Below are 26,247 nucleotides of genomic sequence, written 5' to 3' on the forward strand. Positions count from 1 at the left end.
TGGAGAGATTCCGGCGACCCTCTGGAACCCCGCGACAGGATCTGCGGTTATAGGCTTGCTGGGCTCAGTGCGCGCTCAGCCAGCTCAGCAGATCCGGCAGCGCCAGCGGCGGGCAGATGGCGTAGCCCTGCGCGGCGTCGCAGCCCAGGTCGCGCAGCACGGCCAGCTGTTCCTCGGTCTCCACGCCCACCGCCACCACCTTCAGGCCCAGCCGGTGCGCGAGATCGATGGCGCCCTGCACCAGCGCCAGCGAGCGCGGGTCTTCGGGCAGGCGGGCGGTCAGGGTGGGATGCAGCTTCACGGCGCTCAGGGGAAAGCGGGTGAGGGCCGAGAGGCTGCTGGCGCCCTCGCCGAAATCATCCACGCTCAGGTGGGCGCCCAGCGTCCGCAGCTGCTCCAGCAGGCCCAGGGTCTCCTGGCTGTGGTCGAGCAGGCTGCCGGCCGCGACCTCGATGTCCGGCGCTCCCTGCGCGGCCATCAGCGGCAGCAGTCGGCCCAGGCCCGCGCTGCGGCGCAGTTCCTCCAGGCTCAGGTTCACGCTGACCTGCCACTCCGGGAAGCGCTCCGGCAGCGCCGCGCGCACCGCGCTCCGTCCGCTCATGGCCTGCTGCACCACCCATTCGCTGACCTCGCTGATCAGGTCGCTGTGGCTGGCCAGCGCCAGGAAGTGGCTGGGCGGCAGCACCCCCAGTCCCGGGTGGTTCCAGCGCAGCAGCGCCTCGGCGCCCAGCGCGCGGCCGCTGCCGAGGTCGCTGAGCGGCTGGTACAGCAGCGCGAACTGCCCCGCCGCCGCCGCGCCGCGCAGGGCTTCTTCCAGCTCGAAGGCGCGGGCCACCTGGGCGCGCATCCCGGGGTCGAAGACGCCCACCTGCGCGCGGCCCTGGCGCTTGGCGTGCTGCATGGCGATTTCCGCGTTGTTCAGCGCGGTCTCCGGCTCCTCGCCGCCCTGTAGCGTGACCAGTCCGAGCGCGCACGAGAGGCTCAGGTCGCGCTGACCGGCCCGCAGCGGCGCCAGCAGGAGGGTCTGCAGCGCGGCCGTGGCCTCCGCAGCGCCCGTTCCCGGCAGCAGCAGCGCGAAGGTGTCGTCGGCCAGGCGCGACACGCTGCCGCCCTGGGCCGCCGCCAGGTCGTGCAGCCGGGCCGCCAGCTGGATCAGCACCCGGTCGCAGGCGGTGCGGCCCAGCGCGGCGTTCAGCGGGCCGAAGCCGTCGATATCGAGGCAGGCCACCACGGCCGGGCCGGTCTGCGCCGCCAGGGCCTCGCGCAGCCCTGTGCGGTTGAGCAGCCCGGTCAGCGCGTCGTGGCGGGCGGTGTGGCGCACGCGGGCCTGGGCGCGGCGCAGGGCCGTCAGGTCACGCAGGGTCAGCAGGGCGCCTCCGGCGCCGCTGCTCGGCTCGCCGTCCAGCCCCGAGGCGCGCAGTTCCATGTGCCGCAGGGCGCCGTCCGGCAGGGCCAGCAGCAGCTCGCGGCGCAGGGGCAGGGGCACGTCACGCCACTCGGGCAGCTCCAGCGGGTCGCCCTCGGGGGTGAAGACCCGCACCCCCAGCTCCCCCAGCACCCGCGACAGGCTCAGCCCGACCAGGCGCGCGGCCTCCACCCCCAGCAGCTGGGCGGCGCGTTCACTGACCAGCTGCGCCCGGCCGGACGAATCGATCATCACGGTCGCGTCCTCGCTCTGGGAGAGCATCTGCCCGATCATGCCCGACGGCGCCTGGGTACCGCGCTGCCCCGTCCAGGCCTCCGCCACCAGCAGGCCGGGCTCGGAGGTGCGGCGCACGCTCAGGGGCAGGCGTTCGCCGCTCTCCAGCTCCACGTCGGCGCGGGCGGAGCCGGTGCGGGCGGCCAGCAGCACCAGGTCGCGCACCGCCTCGGAGGGCAGCGACGCGAAACAGGGCCAGGCCCACAGCGGCGCGCCCGCCACCGCCGAGGCGGAGGGCGGCCCCAGGTCCAGCAGCCCCTGGCTGGCGTGCAGCACGGTGCCCGATTCGGTCAGCAGCGCGGCGGGCAGGTCGGTGTCGAGCAGTGCGGCCACGCGCGAGGCCCGCTCGTATTCGCCGCTCACGTCCTGCAGGGTGAGCATCACGCCCGCCGCCGCGCCGCCGAAGTAGGGCCGGGCCTCGCCGCGCGTCCAGATCTGGTGCGGGGCCACCCCGAAGCGTTCGTCGGGCAGACGCACCGACCTGCCGGCCGAGGCCTGCTGCAGCGCCGTGATCATGGCGGGGCGATCCGGGAAGACCTGTTCCAGGCTGCGGCCCGCCACCTCGGCGTCGGTCAGTCCGAAGAGTTCCAGGAAGGGCCGGCTGACCCGCCGGAAGACCAGATCGGCCGTGAACCAGGCGGTCGCCATCGGCAGCTGCGTGACCAGCACCTCCGCCTCGCGGCCCTCGCCGTCCATCCGCGCGGCGGCGAGCAGCATGGTCAGCACCTGGATCGCCGTGTTCGGCACCTGCCCGTCCTCGCTCCAGAGCAGGCCCAGCAGCGCGCCGTCGCGGGTCAGCCAGGTCATCTCGCCACGCTCGAACCAGTCGTCGGGCGGCACCAGATCGGCCCCCACCAGATTCGTGGAGGCGTCGGCGCGCACGCGCACCACCTCCTCACCGACCGACGCGAGCAGGGTCGCCTGCGGGGCGTGCATACGCAGCAGGTCACTCAGGGCAGATTGGAGGGCGGTGGTGGAAGCAAAGGCTGGAATCACTGATCTACCTCGGGGGTTCCGGCACCCAGACGTCCTGGGCTGTGGTTGGGCCATGCTCTCAGGCCAACTCTTACCGCCTTCATGCAAAGGCCGGTATACAAAAGACTGACCCCTGGGCCAGAATCCTGGGCCCTGGTCGAATGTGCGTTCCAGACGGGAACCACCGACCCAGCCGCTCGCCCGTTCCCCCTCCGGGTGCCCCCACCGCCGGGAACCGGATCGGCGCTGCTGGAGGGGTGGCGCCCGCTGCGATCCCAGTTTTCAGGGCTTGGCCGTCAAGGGCCGGGATTCAGGGTCTGGGTGTGGGCCAGCCGCGCGTGGCCCGCGGCGTCCACCGTGTACACCCGGAGGCTCAGGGCCGTGGGCTGCACGTCCAGCCACATGAAGCCCGGCTGCTCATAGGCCTCGAAAGCCGCCGGCCGCCGCCCTACCCGGGGTGAGGACGCCCGGCCAGCCGCGCCCGAGACCAGCGTCCAGGTGCCCGCGCAGCCGGGCTGGGGCGCGAAAAGTTCCAGCGCGTGGTCGTGGCCGCTGAGCAGCAGGTCGGCCTTCCCGCAGGCCACGCCGTACAGCCGCCGCACGGCCTCGCCCCGTTGCAGGGGGGCCGCCGCGTTGTCGTAGCGCCCCGCGTCGCCGTGATTGGAATTGCTGAACAGCGGGTGGTGGCCCAGCACCAGCTTCCAGCGGGCCGGACTGCGGCCCAGCGCGCCCTGCAGCCAGGCCCGCTGGGCCGTGTCCCAGCTGCCGCCGGGGCGCTCGGTCGCCCGCCGGGGGGCCAGATACGCCGCCAGCGGCGAGGTCGCCACCGTGAAGAACTCGACCAGCCGGCCCACGGGCGCACGGTAGGTGCGGGCGGGCATCACCCACTGCGGGTTCAGCCGCGAATACGCGACCTGAACCTCCCCGCCACGGGCGTCGGCACCGTCGCCACCGGCCAGCCAGGACTCGTCGTGGTTGCCGCTGACCATCAGGAACGGCACCTTCAGCGGGCCGTACAGGTCAGCGAAGCGCTCCTTGAAGAGGGGAGACTGCACGTCCTTCGGCCCGGCCGGATAGAAATTGTCCCCCAGGGCCACGCCCAGATCGCAGCCCTCGCGGGCGCAGACCTCGCGCATGGCCGCCGCCACCTGCGCCTGCGTCTGCGAGCCCGTGCCCTGATCCCCCATGACCACGACCCGCACCCGCTGGGGATCGGCGCCGAGCGGCAGCCGGGCCACCGTGTCCGGAAAGGGCTGGGTGACGGCGGTCACGGGCGCGCAGGCGCTGAGCACCAGCGGCAGGGCGAGGATGAAGGCACGCATGATGCCCACAGCCTATGCCACGGCCGCCGGATACACAGTTGAGCCCCACACCCTTGAAGAGTCTCTTAAACTTTTCTCACCGAACATTGGAGGCGAGCCATGAACGACTACCTGAACGTGATCCGCAACAACTACGTCAACTTCTCCAGCCGCGCCCGCCGCCGCGAATACTGGATGTTCGTGCTCAATCAATACGGTCATCTCGGTCATCCTGCAGTTGCCGTTCCAGATTCAGAACCTGGCGTCGCTGGGCGAGGAGTCGGCCGCGATCCCATCCGGAATCGGCCTGATTTCGCTGATTCTGGCCGTCCTGTATGCGCTGGCCGTGTTCGTCCCCAGTCTGGCCGTCACCGTCCGCCGCCTGCACGACACCGGCAAGAGTGGCTGGTGGTATCTGATCGGGCTGATTCCCCTCGTCGGCGGTCTCGTCCTGCTGGTCTTCACGGTGCTGGATTCCGAGCCCGGCAGCAACAGGTGGGGGCCCAACCCCAAGGCCCACGAAGGCGCCACGCCCGCTGCGAACTGGTAGGCGCCCATCCATGACCGCCCCGGCCTGCGCGTCGGGGCGGTGTTCTGCGGGTGCGATGTCTTGTGGGCTTTGCCGCTTGTGGACTTTGCCGTGACCAGATGGTCGATGTGAAACCCCTTGCGGCCTGAAACACTGAATCCATGTCCGCCATCCCGTCGCTTACGATCCGGCCCCTGACCGCCGCCGACCTCTCTCAGACGCTGCCGATGCTGCTCGATATGGGCTTCGTGGAGGATGAGCGGGCGCTGGAAGCGCGTTTTCCCCTCCTGTGTGCCCACCCGGACTGGGTGCTGCTGGGCGCCTTTGACGGCGACACGCTGCTGGGCTACGCGGCGGCGCAGGACTACGGCCCGCATCTGCGCTCCGGAGACTCGCACCGCACCGCCAAACTGCACGACCTCTACACGGCGCCCCCTTCCCGTCGCCGGGGCGTGGGCCGCGCCCTGATGACGGCGATGGAGGCCTGGGCCAGAGCGCGGGGGCTGCGTTCCCTGTTCTGGTACGCCAACCTTCGGGAAGCTACTCCCGCCTACATGGGCATGGGCTACGCCCCCGGCGAGGAAGTGCAGGAGGGCTACCGCTTCTTCGAGATCGATTTCGGTGAGGCGAACACCCGGATACCCCACCCGGAACGGGGCTCGTAAACTGCGGCTAAGCTGGGCCCATGCCCCTCGCCCAGGTCAACGTCGGCCGGATTCTGGCGCCGCTGGACAGCGACACGATGCACGGCTTCACCTCGCGCCTGGACGAGATCAACGCGCTGGCCGACGGCTGGCCGGGCTTCCTGTGGCGGCTGCAGGGCGAGGGGGACAGCGCCACCGACCTGCGCCCCTTCGAGGACGACACCATTCTGGTCAACATGTCCGTCTGGGAAAGCCTGGAGGCGCTGCGCGACTATGTGTACCGCAGCGACCACCTGGCGCTGCTCCGGGCACGCAGGCAGTGGTTCGAGCCCATGACCGAGGCTTTTACGGCGCTGTGGTGGGTGCCGGCCGGCCACATCCCGACGACGGCCGAAGCCTGGGAGCGCATCACGCACCTGCGGGCGCATGGGCCGACGCCGCGGGCGTTCACGTTCAGGCAGGCGTTCGAGGCTCCGCCGGACTGAAGATCGGCGCTCCTGCGAAGGCTGTGATCCGCTCGTCCAGGGTGACCAGCCTTATCCCTTCTTCCAGCGCCTGGGCCACCAGCACATATCACGCCAAAGTCAGGTGCAGCCTTCAGGACACGCCGGACGATCTGCAGTCGGTGGCCGACCCAGTGGGGGTGGTCGTGCAGAACTGGACGCAGGACACCCGGATGCTCACTGTTGAGGAGAGTGTGTGACGGCCCGGCGAGTTCCTCCCCACCAGACAGGCGGGTGAGATCGATTTAGGAATAGCTGCCCATTCAGTACGGGCGACAGAGGCGTTCCTGACAGCGTGGGTCGCCGCACATGCGCAACGGCAGACCGTGTCCTTTCACCTGGGCCTCGCTTCTCCAGTCCTCCATTCCTGAAATCTGACCGCCCAGGTAAGCCCTCTGGCGGGTTGCCCCCCCTGCACCCGACCCGCTATCCTGGCCCTATGAAGCCCTTCGCCCATCACTCCGGTCTGGTGATGCTCGGCGTGTGCTTGCAACGAATGCCTGATCTGTCCGGTCTGGTCACGCGAACTCTGAGCGCCTGAGAACCCCCACGCGGTTTTCAGGCGCTTTGCTGGGTTCACGGCCAGACCGGGTTTTTTTATTGCTGAAGGCAGATGGCTGAAGGCCAAAAGAGGTTGATATGCACGTAGTTCTTCCCGACGGTAAACAACTGGATCTGCAACAGGGCGCGACGGCGCTGGACGCTGCCAAGGCGATCGGCCCCCGGCTCGCCGGTGACGCCCTGGCCGCCACATCCAACGGTGAGCTGGTCGATCTGCTGACCCCGCTGCCCGACGGCGCGGCGATCACGCTGATCACCAAGAAAAATCCGGCCGACGCCGCGCCGCTGTTCCGGCACTCGCTGGGGCATGTCATGAGTCAGGCGGTGGGCGAGTTCTACCGGGCGAAGGGCTACCCAGGCGACGCCATCAAGCGCGGCGTGGGCCCCAGCATCGAGCACGGCTGGTACCAGGACTTCGACCTGCCCGAGCCGCTGCGGGAAGAAGACCTGCCCGAGATCGAGCGGATCATGCGCGAGATCATCGGCCGCAATCTGGAGTTCTCGCGCCGCGAGGTCAGCCGGGCCGAGGGGCTGGTCCAGTTCCCTCACGACCCGTACAAGCAGGAACTTATCGAGGGGCTGCCGGACGGCGAGCCCATCACGCTCTACCAGCAGGGCGACTACATCGACCTGTGCCGGGGGCCGCACTTTCCGAACACGGGTAAGCTGCCGCAGGCGTTCAAGCTGATGAGTACCTCCGGCGCCTACTGGCGTGGCAACGAGAAGAACCCCATCCTGCAGCGGGTGTACGGGGTGGCCTTCGCCACGCAGAAGGAGCTGGACGAGTACCTGCACGCACTGGAGGAAGCCAGGAGGCGCGACCACCGCAAGCTGGGCAAGGAGCTGGAGCTGTTCATCATCGACCCCATGGTGGGCAAGGGCCTGCCGCTGTGGCTGCCCAACGGCACGGTGCTGCGCGAGGAGCTGAGCACCTTCCTCAAGGAGCAGCAGTTCAAGCGCGGCTACCAGGGCGTGATCACGCCCAACATCGGCAATCTGGAACTGTACCGCACCTCCGGGCACTACCCGTACTACGCCGAGTCGCAGTTCAACCCGATCGAGGTCGACGACGAGCAGTACATGCTCAAACCGATGAACTGCCCGCACCACGTCCGCATCTACGACGCCAAGCCGCGTTCCTACCGCGACCTGCCGGTGCGCCTCGCGGAGTTCGGCACGGTCTACCGCTACGAGCAGTCCGGCGAACTGAACGGCCTGACCCGCGTGCGCGGCTTCACGCAGGACGACGCCCACATCTTCTGCCGCCCGGATCAGCTGAAAAAAGAGTTTCTGGACGTGCTCGACCTGACCGTGCTGGTGCTGGGCACCTTCGGAATGAATGACGTGCGTTTCCGCGTGGGCGTGCGTGAAAGCGGCAGCGACAAGTACGTGGGCGACGAGGCCAACTGGGATCTGGCCGAGCGGCAGATCATCGAGGCGGTCGAGGAGGTCGGGCTGCCGTATACGGTCGAACCCGGCGACGCCGCCTTCTACGGCCCCAAACTGGACTTCGTGGTCAAGGACGTGCTGGGCCGCGAGTGGCAGCTGGGCACCATCCAGGTGGATTACAACCTGCCTGAGCGCTTCGACATCCACTACACGGGCGAGGACGGCCAGGAACACCGCCCCGTGATGATCCACCGCGCGCCGTTCGGCTCCGTCGAGCGCTTCACGGGCATCCTGATCGAGCACTACGGGGGCGATTTCCCGCTGTGGCTGGCGCCCCGGCAGATCATGATCATCCCCATCGCCGACCGCCACAACGCCTACGCTGAATCTCTGCGCCAGGAGCTGCACGACGCCGGCCTGCGCGCCGAGGTCGACGACTCCAGCAACCGGATGCAGGCCAAAGTCCGCACCGCCGAGCTGAGCAAGATCCCGGTGATGCTGGTCGTCGGCGATCAGGAGGAGGCCGGGCGGCAGGTCAGCGTCCGCGAGCGCAGCCCGGAAGGCCACAGGGAGCGCAAGGGCGTGGGCTTCGACGAGCTCAGGGGTGAACTGCTGGAGCGGTACAAGACGAGGGGCTGAAACAGAATCGATGCGAAGGGCGACCGGTCAATGGTCGCCCTGTTTGCTCTCTCCGATTAAAGCATTTGTCAAAAGAGCTGTTCACTTTTGACCGAACGGAGTGAGTGAATTTGATGGAGTATTTGGGAGAATGGAAGCATCAGACGCAGTTTGTCTGATGCTGTAATTCGGACAAATGCTCTAGTCTTCCAGCGGTACCCTCTGCCCCACGGCATATGGCGGCGCGAACACCGGTGGGGGCTGCTGACGCTGAACGGTTTCGGGCACCTGAAGCACGAGCGTGGGGAATTCATCGTCCGATACGGCCTGCCGACCCCAGGCCCCCAGGTCGCCCATGAGGAGCAGGTGGGCGCCTCTGTACTGCGTGCCCCGCCCCGCAAGCGTGTGCGAGAGCGGAAAAGTGACCTCACCGTCAGCATCCGCTCCGTGAGGAGTGGAGGTGAGGAGGTCGGAGCTTCCATTTGCCGCCCGGTCTGGGTCGCGTGTCGGGAGGCGGGTAACGAGTACGTACCGTGCGCCGGGCCGCGCTCCTTTCAGGCTAAGCCTCCGGGTCACGGGTGCCCAGGGACCTTCCAGAGGCTCGAACATCGGAAATTTGGAACTGTTCGTTCCCTTTTCCCAGGGCATACCCACCTTCTCGCGCGTGGCTGAGCCCAGATGCAGCCACGCGGCCGTCACGGTCAGATCGGCCGCGACGGTCGGCAGCGAGCGGATATCTCCCGGAGCCGTGGGGGGCAGGGCCTGCCCGGCCAGGGATACCCGCCCGGTGTCCACCTGCACGGGCCACCCCAGTCGGAAGGCCCGCATCGCCAGATTCGACGTGTTCAGAAAGGGGCCGCGTACCCGCACGAACCCGGTCATGAATGCTGGAATGGTGGGTCTCATCGGCCCGCCCGGCGATCCGCTGAAGCGATCCTGGTAGGGCATCAGTTCTTGCGTGAAGAGGATCAGGGGCCGGTCGGAACGGGGCCCGCCCGTCAGGGGAACAGGCGGCCAGCCTACAGAGGTCAGGACGGGCTGAGCGCCGGACGTGCTCACCGTCAGCCCGTCCGGAAGGTCTTTTGCCCAGTCCTCAAGACGAACGCCGTCGCCGAACCTGCCCACGAAGCCCACCGAGCCATACCGTTCCCTCTGCGGCCCGCCGTAGTAGCTTCGCCCCGTCTGCACGTCCCGCAGGTTCCACCCCGTCCAGAGTGTCAATATGACCAGCCCTGTCCACCACAGCAGATGCAGCGGCGGATGCGCCCCCCACAGAGAGCGGCGGATCGTGGCCGAGTGCCCGAGTTCCTGCATGGCCTGGGCGCTCGCCTGCGCTCCCGGCACGCCCTCCAGCCGGAGCTGCTGCACCCGTTCGTGCAGGTGGGAGCGGAGTTCGGCCTGGGCGTCCAGACGGGCCCGGCGGGCCAGGCCCCGGGTGGCGGCGCGCACAAACCGCTCCTCGGCGTTCACGCGAACTCCAGATAGGGGCGCAGGGCGGCGGCGTGGGCGCGTTGTTCGTCTCGCTGGCGCCCGAGTTCCTTCAGGCCGCTGTCGGTCAGGTGGTAGTACTTGCGGGGCGGCCCGCCGGAGTCGCTGGGGCGCGTCTCGGCGCGAATCAGCCCCCGCTGCTCCAGGCGGTGCAGGGCCGGGTACAGCGTGCCTTCCTTGAAGCTGAAGTGGCCGTTCGTGGTGGCCTGCACGTCCTGAATGATCCGCAGCCCGTACAGCGGGCCGGCTTCCAGGCTGGCGAGCAGCAGGAAGTCCAGCGTGCCGCGCAACAGGTTCCCGTCCCCGCCTCTCCTGTGCATGGCTACATAGTGAGTCTAGAGAGTGAGGGAGTCAAGGTGGTCTGCCCAGACGGTCAGCTCAGCGGAACAGCCCCAGCCGGGCGTCGATCACGCTGGCGGCGCTGGGCGTGGCCCGCGTGACGGCCCGGATCCGCGCCACCTCGGCGGGGCTGGCGTAGTTGCCCATCTTCACGCCGTTCAGGAACACGGTCGGCGTGCCCTGAACCCCGACTGCCAGCCCCGCCCTCACCTGCGCCTCGACCGAGGCTTTGAAGGTATGGGCGTTGAGGCAGCTCGTGAAGGCGGCGGTCTTGAGCCCGGCGCTTCCGGCGTACCCGCCGAATTTCAGGGCGGTGTCGGCCGCCCTCAGCGGCGTCCAGCGGTCGAACTCCCGGAACAGGGTGTCGGCGTAGGGCCAGAACCTGCCCTGCGCCCCCGCGCACTCGCTGGCCTCGGCGGCCGCGAAGGCGTTGGGGTGCTTGTCTAGTGGAAACTGGTAGTGGGACACCCGGAACTGCTCCGGGCGGGCCTCCCAGCCCTGCGCGGCGCTGTCCCACATCTCCCGGCAGTAGGGGCACTGGAAGTCGCTGAAGATCCTCACCACGTCGGGCGCCGCGGCCGACCCCGTGACGTTGCGGGTGGCCGGGAAGGCGCTGTCCGGCCAGATCTTCAGGGCGACGTAGGCCGCGTAGCGGGTCGCCGAACCCTCGCCCCGGAGTTTCAGGGCGATCAACCCGCTGCCGTCCTCGTCCGCCGTCTCCACGAAGCCGCGCCGGGCGGCGGCCTGCAGCTGCGGCGACCCCAGGTTCCTTTGCAGGGCGGCCAGGTCGGTCTCCGCCAGACCCCAGGCCACGCCCAGCCCGCGCGCCACGTCGGCCGCCGTGCCCGCCTCGACCAGCACGCCCACGACCAGGTTGCCGGCGACGTCCAGCGTGATGGTGGCGTCTCCGCGCGTCAGGACGGTCTGCCGGGCCGTGAACCCTTTCAGGATGGTCTGGGCGGCGGTCGCCTTGGGAGTGTCCCAGAGCTGGGCCTGGGCGGCGCCGGCCAGCAGGGAGAGCGTGCAGACCAGCGGGCGGGCCAGTGTGGGGGCCAGTGTGCGGAGGAGGAGCTTCACCCGGGCAGTCTAGGGGGCCGCCGACCCTCCCCCAATGGGGGCAGCGGCCCCGGCGAGCGCTACCTCCCGCGCCCCAGCACCGTCTTCAGCAGGTCGGGCCGGTTGGTGATGATTCCGTCCACGCCCAGGCCGATCAGCCGGCGCATCTCGCTTTCCTCGTCGATCGTCCAGACCTGCACGGCCACGCCGCGGGCGTGCATGGCGCGCACGAACCCGGGGGTCACGACCTCGATGCCCCCGGCCTGCACCGGCACCTGGGCGACCTTTCCCGGCAGCGGCGCCAGTCCGGCGAGCCCCACCTTGCTCAGCAGCACCAGCGGGCGCAGCTCCTTCTCGGTCATGGAGGTCGTCACCTCGGGGCAGGCGGCGCGGAACTCGTTCAGGGCGGCGTCGCTGAAGGAGGCCACGATCACGCGGGGCGTGGCCCCGGCGTCCCGCAGCGCCTTGCAGAAGGGCGCCGCGAGACTGGGCTGCGCCTGCTTGATCTCGATGGTCATGGGAGTCGTCGGAAACGCCGCGAGCACCTCCGAAAGCTGGGCCACCCGCACGCCCTGGCCCCGGTAGGGATAGGTCTGCCCGCCGTCGGGCGTGAAGGCGTAGCCGGCGTCGGCCCGCCGCACCTCGTCCAGCGTCATCCCGGCGATGGCCCCCTTCGTGTCCGTCAGGCGATCCAGGGTGGCGTCGTGCGAGAGCACCAGCGCGCCGTCCCGGGTCGCGTGCATGTCCATCTCCAGCATGTCCACGCCCAGGGACACCGCGTTGCGGTACGCCAGCAGGGTGTTGCTGGGCCGGATCAGTTCCCCTCCCTGGTGCGCGATGTTCCAGGGGCGGCCCGTGATGAAGGGGTTGGCGGCCGGCGTCCCGCTGCAGGACACGAAGAGGGCCGCGAGCACGGGAAACCACAGTCTGGGCATGGCTGTACTGTACCCACCAGCCAGCCACATCCACCAGCCAGTCACATCCACCAGACAGCCACCGGACGGGCGCCACCTGACATCCACACCCGCCCGACACCCGTGCCGACCCACGTCCGGCCACCCGCACGGAGTCCGCCGGGAGGTAGGCACAGCGCGCTGCAGGCCACTCGCGGGTACGGCTGGGCGCCCTCTCCCTGGCCTCGACCGGTGCCGGCCGCACGCCGCTCTGGCCCGGGCCCGATTCCCGGTTTTGGCGAATTTTCAGCATGGACGGCCCGAACTGTCAGAGCGTTGCACGAGGCGGATCATTAAGTTCGGGACACGCCCGGAGGGCCGACCATGCTCACCACCCTGTTCCTGAATTTCTGTGTGCTGGCCACCTGCAGCTATCTGCTCAGCCTGACCTACCGGAGCTGGCCCACCGAGCGCTCGGGGCTCTGGTACGTGCTGCGGCTCGCGGCCCTGGCGACCATCGGCATCCTGCTGATGTCCTTCCCGGCGGCCCTGGCCCCCGGCGTGATCGCCGACCTGCGCGCGGTGCCCTTCGTGTTCGCCCTGCTGCGCTACGGGCCGGTGGCCGCCGTGGGGGTCGCCCTGCCCATGGCGCTGTACCGGCTGGAACTGGGCGGGCCGGGCGCGCTGGTGTCCCTGATCAGTTTCGGCGCCATGTGGCTGGTCGGCACGGCGGCGTGGTTCTGGCTGCGAAGCCGCGCCCAGAGGTCAGTGCCGCGCCCCCCTCAGGCGCCGTGGGGCGAGTCGCTGCGGCAGCGACTGACCAGCCGGGTCGCCCTGCGCCGGGGGCTGGCAACCCTGTTCACCCTGGCTCCCAATGGGGTGGCGCTGCTGCTGCTGCCCGGCGGTCAGGGCCTGTTCAGCCGCGCCTACTTCCCGGTGCTGGCCCTGGGCCTCTTCGGTTCGGCCATCCTGAGTTCCATCGTGTCCGGCCGTATCCGACACCTGCAGGTCATGCAGCGCTGGCAGACCCAGGCCCTGCTCGACCCCCTGACCGGCATCGCCAACCGCCGGCAGTTCGACCACGACCTGCTGTCGCTGGCCCCCGACGACGCGGTGGTGCTGATCGACATCGACCATTTCAAGCGGGTCAACGACACCCACGGCCACGCGGTGGGCGATCTGGTGCTGCGCGACGTGGCGCAGACCCTGTACGGCCAGCTGCGGAGCCACGACCAGGCCTACCGCATAGGCGGCGAGGAATTCGCGGTGATCCTGCGCGGCGTCACCGAGGAGCACGGCCGGGGCGTGGCCGAGCGGCTGCGGCGCACCGTGGCAGGCCGCCCCATGGCGGGCGAGCACATTACGGTCAGCCTGGGGGTCAGCCTGGTGGGGGAGAGCGCCGCCCAGGACGTGCTGGAGCAGGTCGATGTGGCCCTCTACCGCGCCAAGCAGCGCGGGCGCAACCGCACCTGCGTCTGGAAGGCCGGGCAGCTGACCCTGCTGGAAACGGCCCGGACACTGGCCGGCTCGGGCTGAGCCAGGGCGGGACGGCGTCTGCTCATACGGATTCCGAATGCCATCCGTTCTGTTTTCGGAATCAATCCGGGGCGGAGGGAGAAGGAAAAGATACGGATTTCGCGGTATGGACTCGTCGAGCTCCGCAGGAGAGGAACATCCGGCGCTTTCCCGGATGTTACGGAATGGAGCGGCAGTCCGTATCAGGTCTCCAGATCGGTGCGGGCCCGCTCCCAGTCGCTGACCCGGCTGATCTCCCCCACGTCCTCCGGGCTCAGGGTCACGTCCAGCGTGCCCAGCAGTTCCTGAAGCTGTTCCACCGTGTTCGCCCCGATGATCGGCGCGGTCAGGGCGGGCTGCTCCAGCATCCAGGCCAGGGCGACCTGCGCGGGCCGGGCACCGTGGCGTCCGGCCACCGTTTCCAGGGTCTCCACCACGTCGAAGGTGCGGTCGCTGAAGCGCCGCGCTGCGTTCTCGTCGGCGCGCACGGACTCCGGCAGGGGCTGGCCGCGCCGGTACTTGCCGGTCAGCACACCGCCGCCCAGGGGGCTCCAGGGAATCACGCCCAGGCCGTATTCCACGCACACCTTCTGCAGCTCGCGCTCGAAGTTCGCGCGGGTGGGCGAGAGCAGGCTGTACTCCGGCTGGATGCTCACGAAACTCTCCAGGCCGCGCCGGTCGCTCTCCCACAGGGCCTGCATCAGTCGCCACGCGCTGTAGTTGCTGCAGCCGATATACCGCACGTAGCCGCGCTGCACCAGTTCCGTGAAGGCCGCGAGCGTCTCCTCGATGGGCGTCTGGTTGTCGATCCAGTGGGCCTGATACAGATCGATGTGGTCGGTCTGCAGCCGCCGCAGGCTGTCCTCGCAGGCCCGCAGGATCCAGCGCCGCGAGAGCCCCTCGCGCTGGTGGATGGTCGAGCGGCCCTGCGCGCCCCCCTCGCCCATGGCGCCGCGCACCTTGGTGGCGATCACCATGTCGTCGCGGTTACCGCGCGCCTTCATCCAGCGGCCCATGATCTCCTCGGACACGCCGCCGGGATTGCCCGGTGTCCACATGGTGTAGATGTCGGCGGTGTCCAGAAAGTTGCCGCCGGCCGCCGCGTAGGTGTCCATGAGTTCGAAGGCCCTGGCCTCGTCGGCCGTCCAGCCGAACTGCATGGTGCCCAGGCCGATGGGGAAGAGGTGCAGGCCGCTGCGGCCCAGCTTGCGGTACGTGGTCATGGGAACCTCCGGTGGAACAAGGGGGACGCGGGCTGCGGCCTGCATGATGCTACGGGATTTACAGAGGAAGGCGGCCCGGTCGTGGATGACCGGGCCGCCTTTTCGAACGTTCCGGTGCCTTATTCCACCGTCACGCTCTTCGCCAGGTTGCGGGGTTTATCGACGTCCTTGCCAAGCGCCGTGGCCGTGAAGTACGCCAGGAGCTGCATGGCGACCGCGTTCACCACCGGGCTCACCATCTCGTGGGCGCGCGGCAGGTAGATCACGTCGTCGCCGTGGCGGGCGTTCTCGGTGTCGCCGTCCGAGAGGAAGAGGATCACCTTGCCGGCGCGGGCGCGCACTTCCTGCACGTTGCTGATGGTCTTTTCCAGCAGGCGGCTCTCGGTGGCGATCACCGCGACGGGCAGCTGGTCGTCGATCAGGGCGATCGGGCCGTGCTTCATCTCGCCGGCCGCGTAGGCCTCAGCGTGGATGTAGGAGATCTCCTTGAGCTTCAGCGCGCCCTCGTAGGCGGTCGGGCTGTTCACGCCGCGCCCCAGGAACAGGTAGTCGCGGGCGTGGGCGTACTTCTCGGCGACCTCCTTGATGCGCGCCACGCGCTCGGGCGCCAGCGCCTCCTCGACCAGCCGGGGCAGGGCGCGGGCGGCGTGCAGCAGTTCGGCGCCCTCCTGCGGGCTCAGCGTGCCGCGCGCCCGGCCCAGCCACAGCGCCAGCATGACGAAGGCGCTGACCATCGAGGTATACGCCTTGGTGCTCGCCACGCCGATCTCGGGGCCGGCGTGGATGTACAGCGTGTCGTCCAGCTCGCGGGTCATCGAGGAGCCCTTGGCGTTGATCACGCCCAGGGTCTTGGCGCCGAACTTCTTGGCCTCGCGCAGCGCTTCCAGGGTGTCGATGGTCTCGCCGCTCTGGCTGACCACGATGGCCAGGGTGTGCTCGCTGACCAGCGGGTTGCGGTAGCGGTACTCGCTGGCCACGTCCACCTCGACCGGGATACGGGCCAGCTGCTCGATCAGGTATTCGCCGACCAGTCCGGCGTAGAAGGCCGTGCCGCAGGCGATGATCGAGATGCGCTTGAAGCTGGCCGGATCGAGGTCGATATCCAGGTTCACCTCGCCGGTGTCGTCGTGCAGGCGGCCGATCAGGGTGTTCGTCAGGGCCTGGGGCTGCTCGTAGATCTCCTTGAGCATGTAGGTGTCGAAGCCGCCCTTCTCGGCCGCCTCGGCGTCCCACTCGATGTGCTCGATGGTGCGCTGCTGCGCGTTGCCCGCCAGGTCGGTGACCCGGAAGCCGTCGTCGTGCAGCACGACCATGTCGCCGTCGTGCAGGAAGACCATGTTGCGGGTGTAGGCCAGCAGGGCGGGCACGTCCGAGGCCAGGAACATCTCGCCCTCGCCCACGCCCATCACCAGGGGGCTGACCGTGCGGGCCGCGACGATCTCGCGGTGATCCACATGGGTCACGACAATCCCGTAGGCGCCGCGCACCTGCCCCAGCGCCGTGCGGACGGCCGCTTCCAGATCGCCGCTGTAGGCTTCCTCGATCAGGTGGGCCAGCACCTCAGAGTCGGTCTCGGACTTGAACTGGTGGCCGCGCGCTTGCAGGCCCTCCTTGAGCTTGAGGTAGTTCTCGATGATGCCGTTGTGGATGATCACGATCCGCCCGTCCTCGGTAGCGTGCGGGTGGGCGTTGGTGTCGTTGGGCAGGCCGTGGGTGGCCCAGCGCGTGTGCCCGATCCCCAGCGTGCCGCCCATGGGCTGGCCCTCGAGCAGCGTGCTCAGGTTGGCGAGCTTGCCCGCCTTCTTCCTCACGTCGATCTGGCCCCCACTGTTGATGGCGATGCCCGCGCTGTCATAGCCGCGGTATTCCAGTTTGGCGAGTCCGGAGATGAGGACGTCCTGCGCCTGCCGTGGGCCGATGTATCCGACGATTCCGCACATGGTTGCTCCAGCCCGCGCCGCGCCCCCGGGCTCCGGCAGCGCGGGGCTGTCCGGCCTGGGGGGCGGTCGCGGGAGGTGTCTGTGATGTCATCGTATCCGGCCTTATCTCCGTGTTGCCACGGGGCTTATCGCTGGATTTCCCACACCCGCCTGATCTGGCTGCCAGAACCTGCGGGCGTGTCGGGTAGGCGTCGATGCTCGCCTGGAGGCATCCGCAGAATGCTCGCTGACCTCCACCTCGTCTCCCCAGTGCGGCCTGTCGCCGCGCCTGGGGCCTTGCGCTGCCCTGTTTGTGTGAACCGGACACCAACGGTTCACCCGGCAGCATAGCACCCCCCGGAGCCTCAGGTGAGCACGATACTCAAGGAATGTTCAAGATCAGGTCATCCGGCGGCGCTCAGACGCCCTGTCCAGGCCCCTGGCCCTTGATAGGATGGGCGCCGGACGCCCGATCCGGGCGGGCCCGCCCCGGCGTGCTGGAGCGGCCGACACCGCCTGACCGGGCGTTCACTGTCAGCGTCCAAGAGGATCACACCCATGCCCACGTACCTGTATAAAAACATCGAAACCGGCGAAATCTACGAACTGCGGCAGAGTATGCGCGACGACGCCTACGCCGCCCACCCCGAGACCGGCGTGCCGGTCAAGCGCATCCTGGCGCGTCCTGGCATCGCCTTCAAGGGCAGCGGCTTCTACGTCAACGATTCCCGCTCTGGCGGCGAGGGCGCGGCGGGCAGCTCCTCCAAGGACTCTGCTTCCAGAGAGTCCAAGGGGGCAGCCCCCACTTCAGCCCAGTCAGGTTCGGCTCAGTCGGGCGGCGGCAAAGGCGGCGAGTGAAGCGCGCCCGTGTGCTGTGGGCGACCCTGCTGCTCGCCGGAGCGGTCACGGGCGCCTACGTCACGGGCCGGGTCACCGCTCAGCGCGCCCTGGTCACCCCCGATGAGATCAACACCGTGGAGGTGGCCCAGAAGGCCGTGCAGGCCGTGGTGCGGATCGACAACCGACTGCAGCGCGACCAGCTGCAGGCCGGCGACGATCCGGTGGAGGTCGGCACCGGCTTCTTCTACAAGAAAGACCTGATCGTCACCAACTACCATGTCGTGCAGTACCAGGAATCGCTGACGGTCACCCTCTGGAACGGCCGGCGCGTCCAGGCCAAGATCGAGGGCGTCGATCCGGGCATCGACATCGCCATCCTGCGGGTCTCCGGGGTCACCGCGCCCAAGACGCTGGGCTTCGGCCAGAGCGCGCGCCTGATTCCAGGGCAGAAGCTGATCACCATCGGCACGCCCTACCGTATCCAGAACTTCATCGGCAGCGGCGTGTTCAGCGTGCTCGCCAGCGCGCCCGACGTGCCGCGCAACGACAACCTGGGCGTGGAGATCGGGCAGTACCTGATGACCACGGCGAGCATCCAGCAGGGCAACAGCGGCGGCCCGGTGCTGGATTCGCGGGGCGCCGTGGTGGGCGTCTCAGACCTGAACGCCGCGCCCAACGGCCTGATTCCGGGCATCATCGGCATCGCCATTCCGGGCGACCTGGTCAAGCAGAGCCTAGACGACCTGGAGAAGATCGGGGTACCGCAGCGCGGCACGCTGGGGGCCACCCTGCGCGACCTGGGCTCGCTGGAGCCGGCCCTGCGCCAGCTCGCGGGCCTGACCAGCGCCGAGGGCGCCCTGGTCATGGACGTGGCGGCCGGCAGCGCGGCGGCCCGCTCGGGCCTGCGCGGCAGCATCCGCAACAACAGCGACCAGCTGGTGGCGCCGCTGGGCGACGTGATCGTGGCCGTGGACGGCGTGCGCGTGCAGAACGCCTTCGACGTGACCCGGCTGGTCGCCGCCAAGCGCCCGGGCCAGACCGTGACCCTGCGGGTCTGGCGCAACAAGAAGAGCGTGGACGTGAAGGTCACGCTGCTCAAGCGCACCCTGCAGTAGCGCGCGCCGGAGGGCAGGACAGACAGGATGGGGCCGGGGCAGACGCTCTGGCCCCGTTCTCATGCACCTGTTCGTATCAATGTGATATCACTCTGATCGGAGAGTGATGCTATGAGCAAACTGGAATCTGTTCCCCCCACCGTCGGCCCGGAAGGCGGCATTTCGACCCGCAGCGGCGTGGCCAGCGTGGAGCGCCCCGCCTTCGGGCTGCCGGGCGTGCCGCTCTTCCTGGCGTGGCTGGCGCTGGTCGCCCTGAACATCTGGAGTTTCACCCAGGAACGGTTCGTGCTGAGCAGCGTGCTGACCCTGTTCGTCATCTTCATCGTGGTCGGCTTTTTCATCGTGCAGCCCAACCAGGCCAAGGTGCTGACCCTCTTCGGCCGCTACGTGGGCACCGAGCGGCGCAACGGCGTGTACTGGACGAATCCCCTGACCGTTCGCAAGAACATCAGCCTGCGGATCCGCAACTTCAACTCCGAGCGTCTGAAGGTCAACGACCTGATGGGCAACCCCATCGAGATCGCCGCCGTGATCGTCTGGCGGGTCGTGGACAGCGCCCGCGCGGCCTTCGATGTCGAGGACTACCGGGAGTTCGTCGCCATCCAGGCCGAGACGGCGCTGCGCCACCTCGCCTCGCAGTACCCCTACGACGACTATGCGGAGGGCAGCATGAGCCTGCGCGGCAACGCCGACGAGGTCAGCGAGGCGCTGCGCCGTGAACTCGGCGTGCGGCTGCAGCACGCGGGCGTGGAGGTGCTCGAGGCCCGGCTCTCGCACCTGGCCTACGCCCCCGAGATCGCCGGGGCCATGCTGCAGCGCCAGCAGGCCAGCGCGATCATCGCCGCGCGCTCCCAGATCGTGCAGGGCGCCGTGGGCATGGTGCAGATGGCCCTGCAGCAGCTCAGTGAACAGGACATCGTGCAGCTCGACGAGGAGCGCAAGGCGCAGATGGTCAGCAACCTGCTGGTGGTGCTCACCAGCGAGCGCGGCACCCAGCCCATCGTGAATGCCGGCAGCCTGTACTGAGCGCACAGCGGGGCGCCCGGGTCTTCGCCGGGGAGGGCGCCCCCCGGCCCCCTCCTCCAGGAACACGCCATGACCAGACGGAACCCATGACCAGAAAGAACTTTCCCCTGCGGATCAGCCCCGACCTGTACGCCGCCCTGGAGCGCTGGGCCGCCGACGACCTGCGGAGCGTGAACGCCCAGATCGAGTACCTGCTGACCCAGGCCGCGCGGCAGTCCGGGCGGCTCAAGGCGCCGCCCGGCAAGCCGCCCGAGCCCGGGGAGCCCACCGGATAGGGCCTCCGCTTCAGGCGAATGGGGGCAGGGGGGGCCCGGTTTTGCCCGGCTTCTCTCTGCCCCATTCCCGCTTCTCCGCGTCTGCAGCCCCGCCCCGCCGTCAAGCCCGCCACATCCCTTTGTTCCCGCGGCCGGGCGCTATGCTCTGTCACGGTTATGTACATCGTGGTCGAAGGCCCAATCGGGGTCGGAAAAACGAGCCTCGCGGGGCGACTCGCCGCGCGCTACGGCGCCGAGCTGAATCTGGAGATCGTCGAGGAGAATCCCTTCCTGGCACGCTTCTACGAACAGCCGGAGACGTATTCGTTCCAGGTGCAGGTGTTCTTCCTGCTCTCGCGCTTCAAGCAGCTCTCGGCCTTGTCGCAGCCGGGTCTGTTTGCGGGGGGCGTGGTCAGCGACTACCTCTTCGACAAGGATTTCATCTTCGCGGCGATGAACCTGAAAGACGCTGAATTCTCGCTGTACGAGGATTTGTACAGCCACCTCTCGCCGCGCCTGCCGACCCCCGATCTAGTGGTGTACCTGCGCGCCGATACCGGGGAACTCCTGCGCCGCATCGCCAAGCGTGGCCGGCCCTTCGAGCAGGGCATGCAGGCCGAGTACCTGGCCGACCTGACCGCCCGCTACGACGAGTATTTCCGCTCCTATCCCCACCCGCTGCTGACCGTCCAGGCGGCCGGCTACGACTTCGTGGCCTCGCCCGACGACGAGGAGCGCCTCCTGACGCAGATCCACGAGGCCCTGAACGCCCAGAGCGCCGCCGACTGATGGCCTGCCTCTTGGTGCCTGACCTTCCGCCTTCTGCCTTCTGCCCTCTGCGGCGCGGAGCCCTCTGATGTACCTCGCCGTCTCGGGCAACATCGGCAGCGGCAAGAGCACCCTGACGCGGATGCTCGCAGAGCGCTATGGGCTGCGGCCGGTCTACGAGCCCTACGCCGACAACCCGTATCTGGAGGACTTCTACCGCGACATGCGGCGCTACTCCTTCCACAGCCAGATCTACTTTCTGAGCCGCCGGCTGGAGCAGCACCTGAACCTCGTGACCGGCGCCCGCTACGTCATCCAGGACCGCACGGTGTTCGAGGATGCCAACATCTTCGCCCGCAACCTCTATGAGGGCGGGCAGATGGAGACGCGCGACTGGGAGACCTACTGGGGGCTGTACCAGGGCATCCTGCCGGCCCTGCGCGTGCCGGATCTGCTGATCCATCTGGATGCCAGCCTGCCCACCCTCCGGCGCCGCATCGCCGCGCGCGGCCGGGCCTACGAACAGGACATCCCCGACGAATATCTGGCTGGCCTCAACCGCCTGTACGACGCCTGGGTCTCCAGTTTCGACGCCTGTCCGGTGATCCGCGTCAACGGCGACGAGCTGGATTTCGTGGCCGACCCCGGCGCCTTCGAGTGGGTCTGCCAGCGCGTCCAGGGCCAGGGCTTCGGCCTGCCGCTGCTGCGCTGAGCCGGCTGCGCCGCGCCCCACGCTCCCCCGACGGGGAGGGGGGGAGGACGCGGCACCGGGAAGTCCTCTACACTGAAGTCTGAGAACAAAGTGAGCCGACGCCTGGCGGCGGGGCCAGGAAGGTCGGCCGCCCAGCCGGCGGGCCTGGGCCCAGCCCACGACCGGAACGGAGGAGGCAGGATGCTACACAAGGTAGGGCAGCGACCGGTGGAAGCCGACGACCTTGCGCCCGGCCTCACCAGCCAGCCTGGGCACAGCGAGTTCGTGTGGCCGGTGCGCGGGTCGCGCGTGGTCGCCAGCCTGCTGGCCCTGACGGCGGCCTTCCTGGCACTCAGCGTGCTGGGGCAGCTGCTCCTGCGCCTGCAGCCGGACTCGGCCCCCCTGCAGAGCGTCATGCGGGCCACCAACGTAGACATCGAGGGCAACCTGCCGTCCCTGTTCAATGCCCTGCTGCTGCTGGCGCCGGCCCTCCTGCTGGGCCTGATCGCCCGCGCCACCGCTCCGGCCCGGCGGGTCATGCGCCGGGGCTGGGGGCTGCTGTCGCTGGTGTTCCTGTACCTCAGCGCCGACGAATACCTGCATCTCCACGAACTGCTGATGGCGCCCGTGCGGACGGCGCTGCATGTGGACGGCTTCCTGCATTACGCCTGGGTCGTCCCGTACGCTGCGCTGTGTGCCGCGCTGCTCGCGCTGCTGGTGCCGTTCCTGAGGCGCCTGCCCCGGCGCACCCTGCTCGCCTTCGTGAAGGCCGGCGCGCTGTATCTCACGGGCGTCATGGGGCTGGAACTGGTGAGCGGCCGGCTGGATGTCGATCTGGGCGTCCAGAACGCGCTGGTGCTCCCGCTCACCACCCTGGAGGAGGGCCTGGAGATGGTCGGCCTGAGCCTGTTCATCGGAGCGCTGCTGAGCTATCTGCGCGACGACCTGCCGGGCGTGCGGCTCGGCGTTCACTTTTCACCCCCCGTCCCAGGCCCCGCCGATGACCGGTCAGCCTGAGGCGGTGCCCGCTGGGGGCTGGCCCAGCGGAGCCCGCACTGCCTATGCTGAGGACGTGGCCCCACCGACATTCACGGTCTTCACTGCCACCTACAACCGCGCCCACACGCTGGGGCGGGTGTACCACAGCCTTCAGGCCCAGACCCTGCGTGATTTCGAGTGGCTGATCGTCGACGACGGCAGCACCGATGGCACGGCCGCACTGGTCGCCGGCTGGAGGGCCCAGGCCGAGTTCCCGATCCGCATCCTGTACCAGCCCAATGCCGGGAAGGCGGCGGCCTTCAACCGGGGCGTGCAGGAAGCCCGTGGCGAACTCTTCCTCAACCTCGACTCCGACGACGCCTGTATCCACACGGCGCTGGAGCGGCTGCTCCACCACTGGGAAGCCATCCCCGCCCCACAGCGGGAGTCGTTCACTGGGGTCACCAGCCTGTGCGTGGATCAGCGGGGTCTGATCCAGGGGCCACTCTTTCCGCACACGATCCTGGACTCCGATTCCCTGGAGGTGGCCTTCCGCTACCGCGACGAGGGGGAGCGGTGGGGCTTTCACCGCACCGAGGTGCTGCGCGCCTTTCCCTTCCCCGTCGACCGGGAGAGCCGCTTCGTCAGCGAGAGCGTGGTGTGGTTCGCCATCGCCCGCCACTACAAGACCCGTTTCGTCAATGAACCGCTGCGCCTCTATTTCAGACCGGACGGTGCCGGGGATCATCTCTCGGAGCTGAGCCCGGGAGCGGCGCGCGGGCGGCTGCCCTACCACCTGATGGTGCTCAACGAACTGCTGGAGTGGCTGCCGGTGGCGCCGCAGGAATTTCTCCGCAGCGCCCTGGCGTACAGCCGCTACTCGTTCTGTCTGGGCACCGGGCTCCGGCAGCAGCTGGGGCAGATCCAGGCCCGTTCCATGAAGGTGCTGATCGTGCTGGTCTCGCCCGTGGGCTGGCTGTACGGACGGCGGGATCGGCGCCGGTTTTCGTAGCTGTCCCGCGCGGCCGAGCCCAGGGCATGACGGCCACGCTCCCGCCCTTGAGGTAAGCCTGGTTCCGGCGTTCCGGGCATCGAGCGCTGCGCCGGGGTTCCGGGGGCCAGGAGCGGCGTCTGGAGCCGGCCCCCTCCGGGCCCCTCTGCTACCCTCGCCCCATGCGCCTGCCCGAGCTTGCCGCCGCCCTGCACCTGCTCCCCTCCGATCCGCCCCCGACCGATCCGGCGCCCACGGGCCTGCCGGACGCCCCGGTCGGCGGCGTGACCCACAACGCCGAGTGGGTGCAGCCCGGCGACGTCTTCGTGGCGATCCGGGGAGCGCGCTTCGACGGGCACGCCTTTCTGGCGCAGGTGGCGGCGGCCGGGGCGGTGGCCGTGCTGGGCGAGGGCCTGCCGCCCGGCGCGGTGTCCACCCTGCCGTACCTGCGGGTACCCCACGCCCGCGCCGCCCTGGCCGACGCCGCCGCGGCCCTGGCCGGGCATCCCAGCCGCGAACTGCATGTGGTCGGCGTGACCGGCACGGACGGCAAGACCACCACCAGCTGGCTGGCCCGCCACCTCCTGCGTGCGGCCGGACTATCCACAGGGCTGCTCAGCACGGTCGGCTACGAGCTGCCGGACGGCGCGCTGCGGCATTTTCCCGCGCACTTCACCACGCCCGAGGCGCCCCAGGTGCAGCGCACCCTGCGCCAGATGGTCACGGCGGGCGCCCGGGCGGTCGTGCTGGAGGCCAGTTCGCATGCCCTGGCGCTGGAGCGCGTGCGCGGCGTGGACTGGGACGTGGCGGTCTGGACGCACCTGAGCCGTGAACATCTGGATTTCCACGGCACCGTCGAGAACTACTTCGCGGAGAAGCGCAAACTGGTGGAGCGCGCCCGCTTCGCCGTCCTGAACGCCGACGACCCCTGGACGGCCCGGTTGCGCGGCCTCGCGCCGGACGAGACCACCTACAGCACCGAGGGCTACAGCAGCGAGGGCGGGGCGGCCGACTGGTCGGCGCAGGACATCGGGGAACGGGCGACCGGGCTGCACTTCGCGGTCACGTCGCCCCTGGGAAGCTTCCAGGCCGCGCTGCCCATGATCGGCCGCTTCAACGTGGCGAACGCGCTGGCGGCCATGGCGGCGGCCGCCCACCTGGGCGCCACGCAGGCGCAGCTGGTGGCCGGGCTGGCGTCCTTCCGGGGTGTGCCCGGGCGCATGGAACTCGTGCCGGGGCCTGGGGACGGCCCACGGGTGATCGTGGACTTCGCGCACACCCCGCCCAGCCTGGAAAAAGCCCTGAGCACCCTGCGGGCCACGACGGGCGGGCAGCTGCGGGTGCTGCTCGGCTCGGCCGGCGGCCCCCGTGACCCCTCCAAACGGGCGCCGCTGGGCGAGGTCGCCACGCGCCTCGCCGACCACGCGGTCTTCACCGAGGAAGATCACCGCGACACGCCCCTGGCCGACATCCTGCGGGAAATGGAGCGCGGCGCCGGCCCCCGGACGAACTTCACGAGCATTCCGGATCGGCGCGAGGCCATCCGCCAGATCATCCGCTCCGCGCAGCCGGGCGACACCGTGCTACTGGCGGGCAAGGGCCCCGAGGACACCCTGGAACGCGGCCAGGAGACCCTGCCCTGGAACGAGGTGCAGGAGGCGCGGGAGGCGCTGGCCAGCCGGTTGGGGTAATTCTCCGGTCTGCAAGATGGCCGCGCCCAGTGGCGGTATGACCGTCAGAGCCCAGCGTCGGCATACGGCCCCAGCAGTAAGCCAGTGCTGCGCCATTGTGCCGATAGCCGGGGCGCGGCGCCTCGGGCACAGTGGGACGGGCAGAGAGACGGGAGGTGGGAGAGCATGCGAGGACGCGAGAGGAATGACCAGAGCGACCATGACAGCGAGGCAGCCGATTTGAGCGACCGATGCGGCGTCCCGCCCGCGGTCTTTCCCTGTAGACACAGACACTGAAGGACACCATGAACGGAAAGCACATCACCAAACTGGGCTTTGAGAAAAAAGCGGTCGGTCTGGCGCTGGCGGCCGCGACGCTGCGCGAAAAAGCGGGGCTGGAACGCGACGAGATTCTGGCCGAGCTGCGGCAGGTGCAGGCCAATCCGGCGGGCTACACGGGGGGCGTCTACGAGGCCCTGGCGGCCGAACTGAGCGCCCAGCGCGCCGAACTGGATCTGAAGGCCAGCGCGGCCCTGCGTCCCGCCCCCCTGCCCTATGGCGTCTGGGGCGCCGACCTGATCGAGCCCGGGGCCCGCAGTCAGATGGACGTGGCCATGCGCCTGCCGGTCACCCGCGCCGGCGCCCTGATGCCCGACGCCCACGTGGGCTACGGTCTGCCCATCGGCGGCGTGCTGGCGACCGAGAACGCGGTCATCCCCTACGGCGTGGGGGTGGACATCGGCTGCTCGATGATGCTCAGCGCCCTGCCGGTGCCCGTGGGCCAGCTCGGCGTGGAGGAGGCCAGGGCGCTGCTGCTCCGGCACACGCGTTTCGGCGCGGGCGTCGGCTTCGAGGGGCGCGACCGTGAGGATCATCCCGTGCTGCACGAGTCCGTCTGGGGCGAGCAGCCCCTGCTGCGCCACCTGCACGACAAGGCGGTGGCCCAGGTCGGTACCAGCGGCAGTGGCAACCATTTCGTGGAGTTCGGCACCCTGAGGCTCGCTGAGGCTGACCTCGGCCTGGAGGCGGGAGAGTACCTGGCGGTGTTGTCGCACAGCGGCTCGCGCGGCTTCGGGGCACAGGTCGCGAACCACTTCACGACCCTCGCCCAGCGGCTGCACCCCACCATCGACCCGGCGGCCAAGAAACTGGCCTGGCTGCCCCTGGACGGCGAGGACGGGCAGGCGTACTGGCAGGCCATGAACCTGGCGGGCCGCTACGCCCTGGCCAACCACGACCTGATCCACGCCCGCCTGGCGCGG

General features: G+C 69.4%; 22 protein-coding genes and 1 pseudogene (1 of these 23 running past the window's edge). 15 read left to right on the forward strand and 8 right to left on the reverse strand.

All coding sequences use genetic code 11. The annotated features are described in order from the left end of the window. Window positions 1-64: 64 nt before the first annotated feature. Both CVO96_RS11045 and CVO96_RS11050 read right to left on the reverse strand, forming a co-directional pair. Window positions 65-2,695: a sensor domain-containing protein gene (locus CVO96_RS11045; RefSeq protein WP_243398299.1), complete on the reverse strand. Its 2,631-nt coding sequence runs from the start codon at window positions 2,693-2,695 to the stop codon at window positions 65-67. 275 nt (window positions 2,696-2,970) lie between these two features. Further along, window positions 2,971-3,996 carry a metallophosphoesterase gene (locus CVO96_RS11050; protein ID WP_103313430.1) on the reverse strand — a complete coding sequence of 342 codons (1,026 nt, stop codon included), beginning with the start codon at window positions 3,994-3,996 and terminating at the stop codon, window positions 2,971-2,973. A gap of 217 nt (window positions 3,997-4,213) precedes the next feature. Between CVO96_RS11050 and CVO96_RS11055 the strand changes: the two genes are divergently transcribed. From CVO96_RS11055 to thrS, 4 genes are all read left to right on the forward strand, one after another. Then, on the forward strand, window positions 4,214-4,525 hold the full coding sequence (locus CVO96_RS11055) for a DUF805 domain-containing protein (protein WP_243398301.1): 312 nt from the start codon (window positions 4,214-4,216) through the stop codon (window positions 4,523-4,525). Window positions 4,526-4,665: 140 nt separating this feature from the next. After that, entirely contained in the window at window positions 4,666-5,169 is a 504-nt protein-coding gene (locus tag CVO96_RS11060; protein ID WP_103312283.1) for a GNAT family N-acetyltransferase, read from the forward strand. 20 nt (window positions 5,170-5,189) lie between these two features. Then, entirely contained in the window at window positions 5,190-5,633 is a 444-nt protein-coding gene (locus tag CVO96_RS11065; RefSeq protein WP_103312284.1) for a DUF3291 domain-containing protein, read from the forward strand. Window positions 5,634-6,290: 657 nt separating this feature from the next. After that, window positions 6,291-8,240: a threonine--tRNA ligase gene (gene thrS / locus CVO96_RS11075; RefSeq protein ID WP_103312286.1), complete on the forward strand. Its 1,950-nt coding sequence runs from the start codon at window positions 6,291-6,293 to the stop codon at window positions 8,238-8,240. A 180-nt stretch (window positions 8,241-8,420) separates the two neighbouring features. Here thrS and CVO96_RS11080 read toward each other — a convergent pair whose 3' ends face one another. The 4 genes from CVO96_RS11080 to CVO96_RS11095 are packed head-to-tail and all read right to left on the reverse strand — an operon-like array spanning window position 8,421 to window position 12,037. Next, window positions 8,421-9,689, reverse strand: coding sequence for a permease prefix domain 1-containing protein (locus tag CVO96_RS11080; RefSeq protein ID WP_103312287.1), 1,269 nt, complete (start codon window positions 9,687-9,689; stop codon window positions 8,421-8,423). Beyond that, on the reverse strand, window positions 9,686-10,027 hold the full coding sequence (locus CVO96_RS11085) for a PadR family transcriptional regulator (protein ID WP_103312288.1): 342 nt from the start codon (window positions 10,025-10,027) through the stop codon (window positions 9,686-9,688). The genes CVO96_RS11080 and CVO96_RS11085 overlap by 4 nt, the downstream gene beginning before the upstream one ends. Window positions 10,028-10,085: 58 nt before the next feature. Further along, a complete protein-coding gene (locus CVO96_RS11090; RefSeq protein ID WP_243398303.1) occupies window positions 10,086-11,123 on the reverse strand; it encodes a DsbA family protein in 1,038 nt (345 codons plus the stop codon). 59 nt (window positions 11,124-11,182) lie between these two features. Next, complete coding sequence (locus CVO96_RS11095; protein WP_103312289.1) at window positions 11,183-12,037, reverse strand: glycerophosphodiester phosphodiesterase family protein; 855 nt, start codon at window positions 12,035-12,037, stop codon at window positions 11,183-11,185. Window positions 12,038-12,379: 342 nt separating this feature from the next. Between CVO96_RS11095 and CVO96_RS11100 the strand changes: the two genes are divergently transcribed. Further along, window positions 12,380-13,531, forward strand: coding sequence for a GGDEF domain-containing protein (locus CVO96_RS11100; RefSeq protein ID WP_103312290.1), 1,152 nt, complete (start codon window positions 12,380-12,382; stop codon window positions 13,529-13,531). A 182-nt stretch (window positions 13,532-13,713) separates the two neighbouring features. Here the strand turns inward: CVO96_RS11100 and CVO96_RS11105 are convergent, their stop codons facing one another. Both CVO96_RS11105 and glmS read right to left on the reverse strand, forming a co-directional pair. Continuing rightward, window positions 13,714-14,733 carry an aldo/keto reductase gene (locus tag CVO96_RS11105; protein WP_103312291.1) on the reverse strand — a complete coding sequence of 340 codons (1,020 nt, stop codon included), beginning with the start codon at window positions 14,731-14,733 and terminating at the stop codon, window positions 13,714-13,716. Window positions 14,734-14,852: 119 nt separating this feature from the next. Next, the gene (gene glmS / locus CVO96_RS11110; protein ID WP_103312292.1) at window positions 14,853-16,673 is read right to left on the reverse strand and encodes a glutamine--fructose-6-phosphate transaminase (isomerizing); all 1,821 of its coding nucleotides are present in this window, start codon (window positions 16,671-16,673) and stop codon (window positions 14,853-14,855) included. A 537-nt stretch (window positions 16,674-17,210) separates the two neighbouring features. Here glmS and CVO96_RS11115 point away from each other — a divergent pair. The 10 genes and pseudogenes from CVO96_RS11115 to CVO96_RS11160 form a co-directional block, all read left to right on the forward strand. Continuing rightward, a pseudogene (locus CVO96_RS11115) lies at window positions 17,211-17,411 on the forward strand (FmdB family zinc ribbon protein); the annotation flags it as partial. A 95-nt stretch (window positions 17,412-17,506) separates the two neighbouring features. After that, complete coding sequence (locus CVO96_RS11120) at window positions 17,507-18,607, forward strand: S1C family serine protease (protein WP_103312293.1); 1,101 nt, start codon at window positions 17,507-17,509, stop codon at window positions 18,605-18,607. A gap of 111 nt (window positions 18,608-18,718) precedes the next feature. Then, a complete protein-coding gene (locus CVO96_RS11125) occupies window positions 18,719-19,633 on the forward strand; it encodes an SPFH domain-containing protein (protein ID WP_103312294.1) in 915 nt (304 codons plus the stop codon). Window positions 19,634-19,719: 86 nt separating this feature from the next. Continuing rightward, window positions 19,720-19,908 carry a type II toxin-antitoxin system antitoxin gene (locus CVO96_RS11130; RefSeq protein ID WP_103312295.1) on the forward strand — a complete coding sequence of 63 codons (189 nt, stop codon included), beginning with the start codon at window positions 19,720-19,722 and terminating at the stop codon, window positions 19,906-19,908. A gap of 156 nt (window positions 19,909-20,064) precedes the next feature. Continuing rightward, window positions 20,065-20,676, forward strand: a complete 612-nt coding sequence (locus CVO96_RS11135) for a deoxynucleoside kinase (RefSeq protein WP_103312296.1) — start codon at window positions 20,065-20,067, stop codon at window positions 20,674-20,676. 67 nt (window positions 20,677-20,743) lie between these two features. Beyond that, a complete protein-coding gene (locus CVO96_RS11140) occupies window positions 20,744-21,367 on the forward strand; it encodes a deoxynucleoside kinase (protein ID WP_103312297.1) in 624 nt (207 codons plus the stop codon). Window positions 21,368-21,547: 180 nt separating this feature from the next. Beyond that, the gene (locus tag CVO96_RS11145) at window positions 21,548-22,363 is read left to right on the forward strand and encodes a hypothetical protein (RefSeq protein WP_133161791.1); all 816 of its coding nucleotides are present in this window, start codon (window positions 21,548-21,550) and stop codon (window positions 22,361-22,363) included. A gap of 55 nt (window positions 22,364-22,418) precedes the next feature. Next, window positions 22,419-23,336, forward strand: coding sequence for a glycosyltransferase family A protein (locus CVO96_RS11150; RefSeq protein ID WP_165795277.1), 918 nt, complete (start codon window positions 22,419-22,421; stop codon window positions 23,334-23,336). A 161-nt stretch (window positions 23,337-23,497) separates the two neighbouring features. Beyond that, window positions 23,498-25,006, forward strand: coding sequence for a UDP-N-acetylmuramoyl-L-alanyl-D-glutamate--2,6-diaminopimelate ligase (locus CVO96_RS11155; RefSeq protein WP_103312300.1), 1,509 nt, complete (start codon window positions 23,498-23,500; stop codon window positions 25,004-25,006). Window positions 25,007-25,290: 284 nt separating this feature from the next. Further along, window positions 25,291-26,247: the 5' portion of an RtcB family protein gene (locus CVO96_RS11160; protein ID WP_103312301.1), read on the forward strand. The gene runs 444 nt beyond the window's last position; only the first 957 of its 1,401 coding nucleotides appear in the window; the start codon lies at window positions 25,291-25,293; the stop codon falls past the right edge of the window.

This window comes from Deinococcus koreensis, from assembly GCF_002901445.1.
GTDB lineage: Bacteria > Deinococcota > Deinococci > Deinococcales > Deinococcaceae > Deinococcus > Deinococcus koreensis.

Coding starts and splice junctions, on each gene's coding strand:
- CVO96_RS11105 (WP_103312291.1), bottom strand. CDS start 14,733: ATGACCACGTACCGCAAGCTGGGCCGCAGCGGCCTGCACCTCTTCCCC.
- thrS (WP_103312286.1), top strand. CDS start 6,291: ATGCACGTAGTTCTTCCCGACGGTAAACAACTGGATCTGCAACAGGGC.
- CVO96_RS11145 (WP_133161791.1), top strand. CDS start 21,548: ATGCTACACAAGGTAGGGCAGCGACCGGTGGAAGCCGACGACCTTGCG.
- CVO96_RS11100 (WP_103312290.1), top strand. CDS start 12,380: ATGCTCACCACCCTGTTCCTGAATTTCTGTGTGCTGGCCACCTGCAGC.
- CVO96_RS11095 (WP_103312289.1), bottom strand. CDS start 12,037: ATGCCCAGACTGTGGTTTCCCGTGCTCGCGGCCCTCTTCGTGTCCTGC.
- CVO96_RS11085 (WP_103312288.1), bottom strand. CDS start 10,027: ATGCACAGGAGAGGCGGGGACGGGAACCTGTTGCGCGGCACGCTGGAC.
- CVO96_RS11140 (WP_103312297.1), top strand. CDS start 20,744: ATGTACCTCGCCGTCTCGGGCAACATCGGCAGCGGCAAGAGCACCCTG.
- CVO96_RS11050 (WP_103313430.1), bottom strand. CDS start 3,996: ATGCGTGCCTTCATCCTCGCCCTGCCGCTGGTGCTCAGCGCCTGCGCG.
- CVO96_RS11125 (WP_103312294.1), top strand. CDS start 18,719: ATGAGCAAACTGGAATCTGTTCCCCCCACCGTCGGCCCGGAAGGCGGC.
- CVO96_RS11130 (WP_103312295.1), top strand. CDS start 19,720: ATGACCAGAAAGAACTTTCCCCTGCGGATCAGCCCCGACCTGTACGCC.
- CVO96_RS11060 (WP_103312283.1), top strand. CDS start 4,666: ATGTCCGCCATCCCGTCGCTTACGATCCGGCCCCTGACCGCCGCCGAC.
- CVO96_RS11135 (WP_103312296.1), top strand. CDS start 20,065: ATGTACATCGTGGTCGAAGGCCCAATCGGGGTCGGAAAAACGAGCCTC.
- glmS (WP_103312292.1), bottom strand. CDS start 16,673: ATGTGCGGAATCGTCGGATACATCGGCCCACGGCAGGCGCAGGACGTC.
- CVO96_RS11065 (WP_103312284.1), top strand. CDS start 5,190: ATGCCCCTCGCCCAGGTCAACGTCGGCCGGATTCTGGCGCCGCTGGAC.
- CVO96_RS11155 (WP_103312300.1), top strand. CDS start 23,498: ATGCGCCTGCCCGAGCTTGCCGCCGCCCTGCACCTGCTCCCCTCCGAT.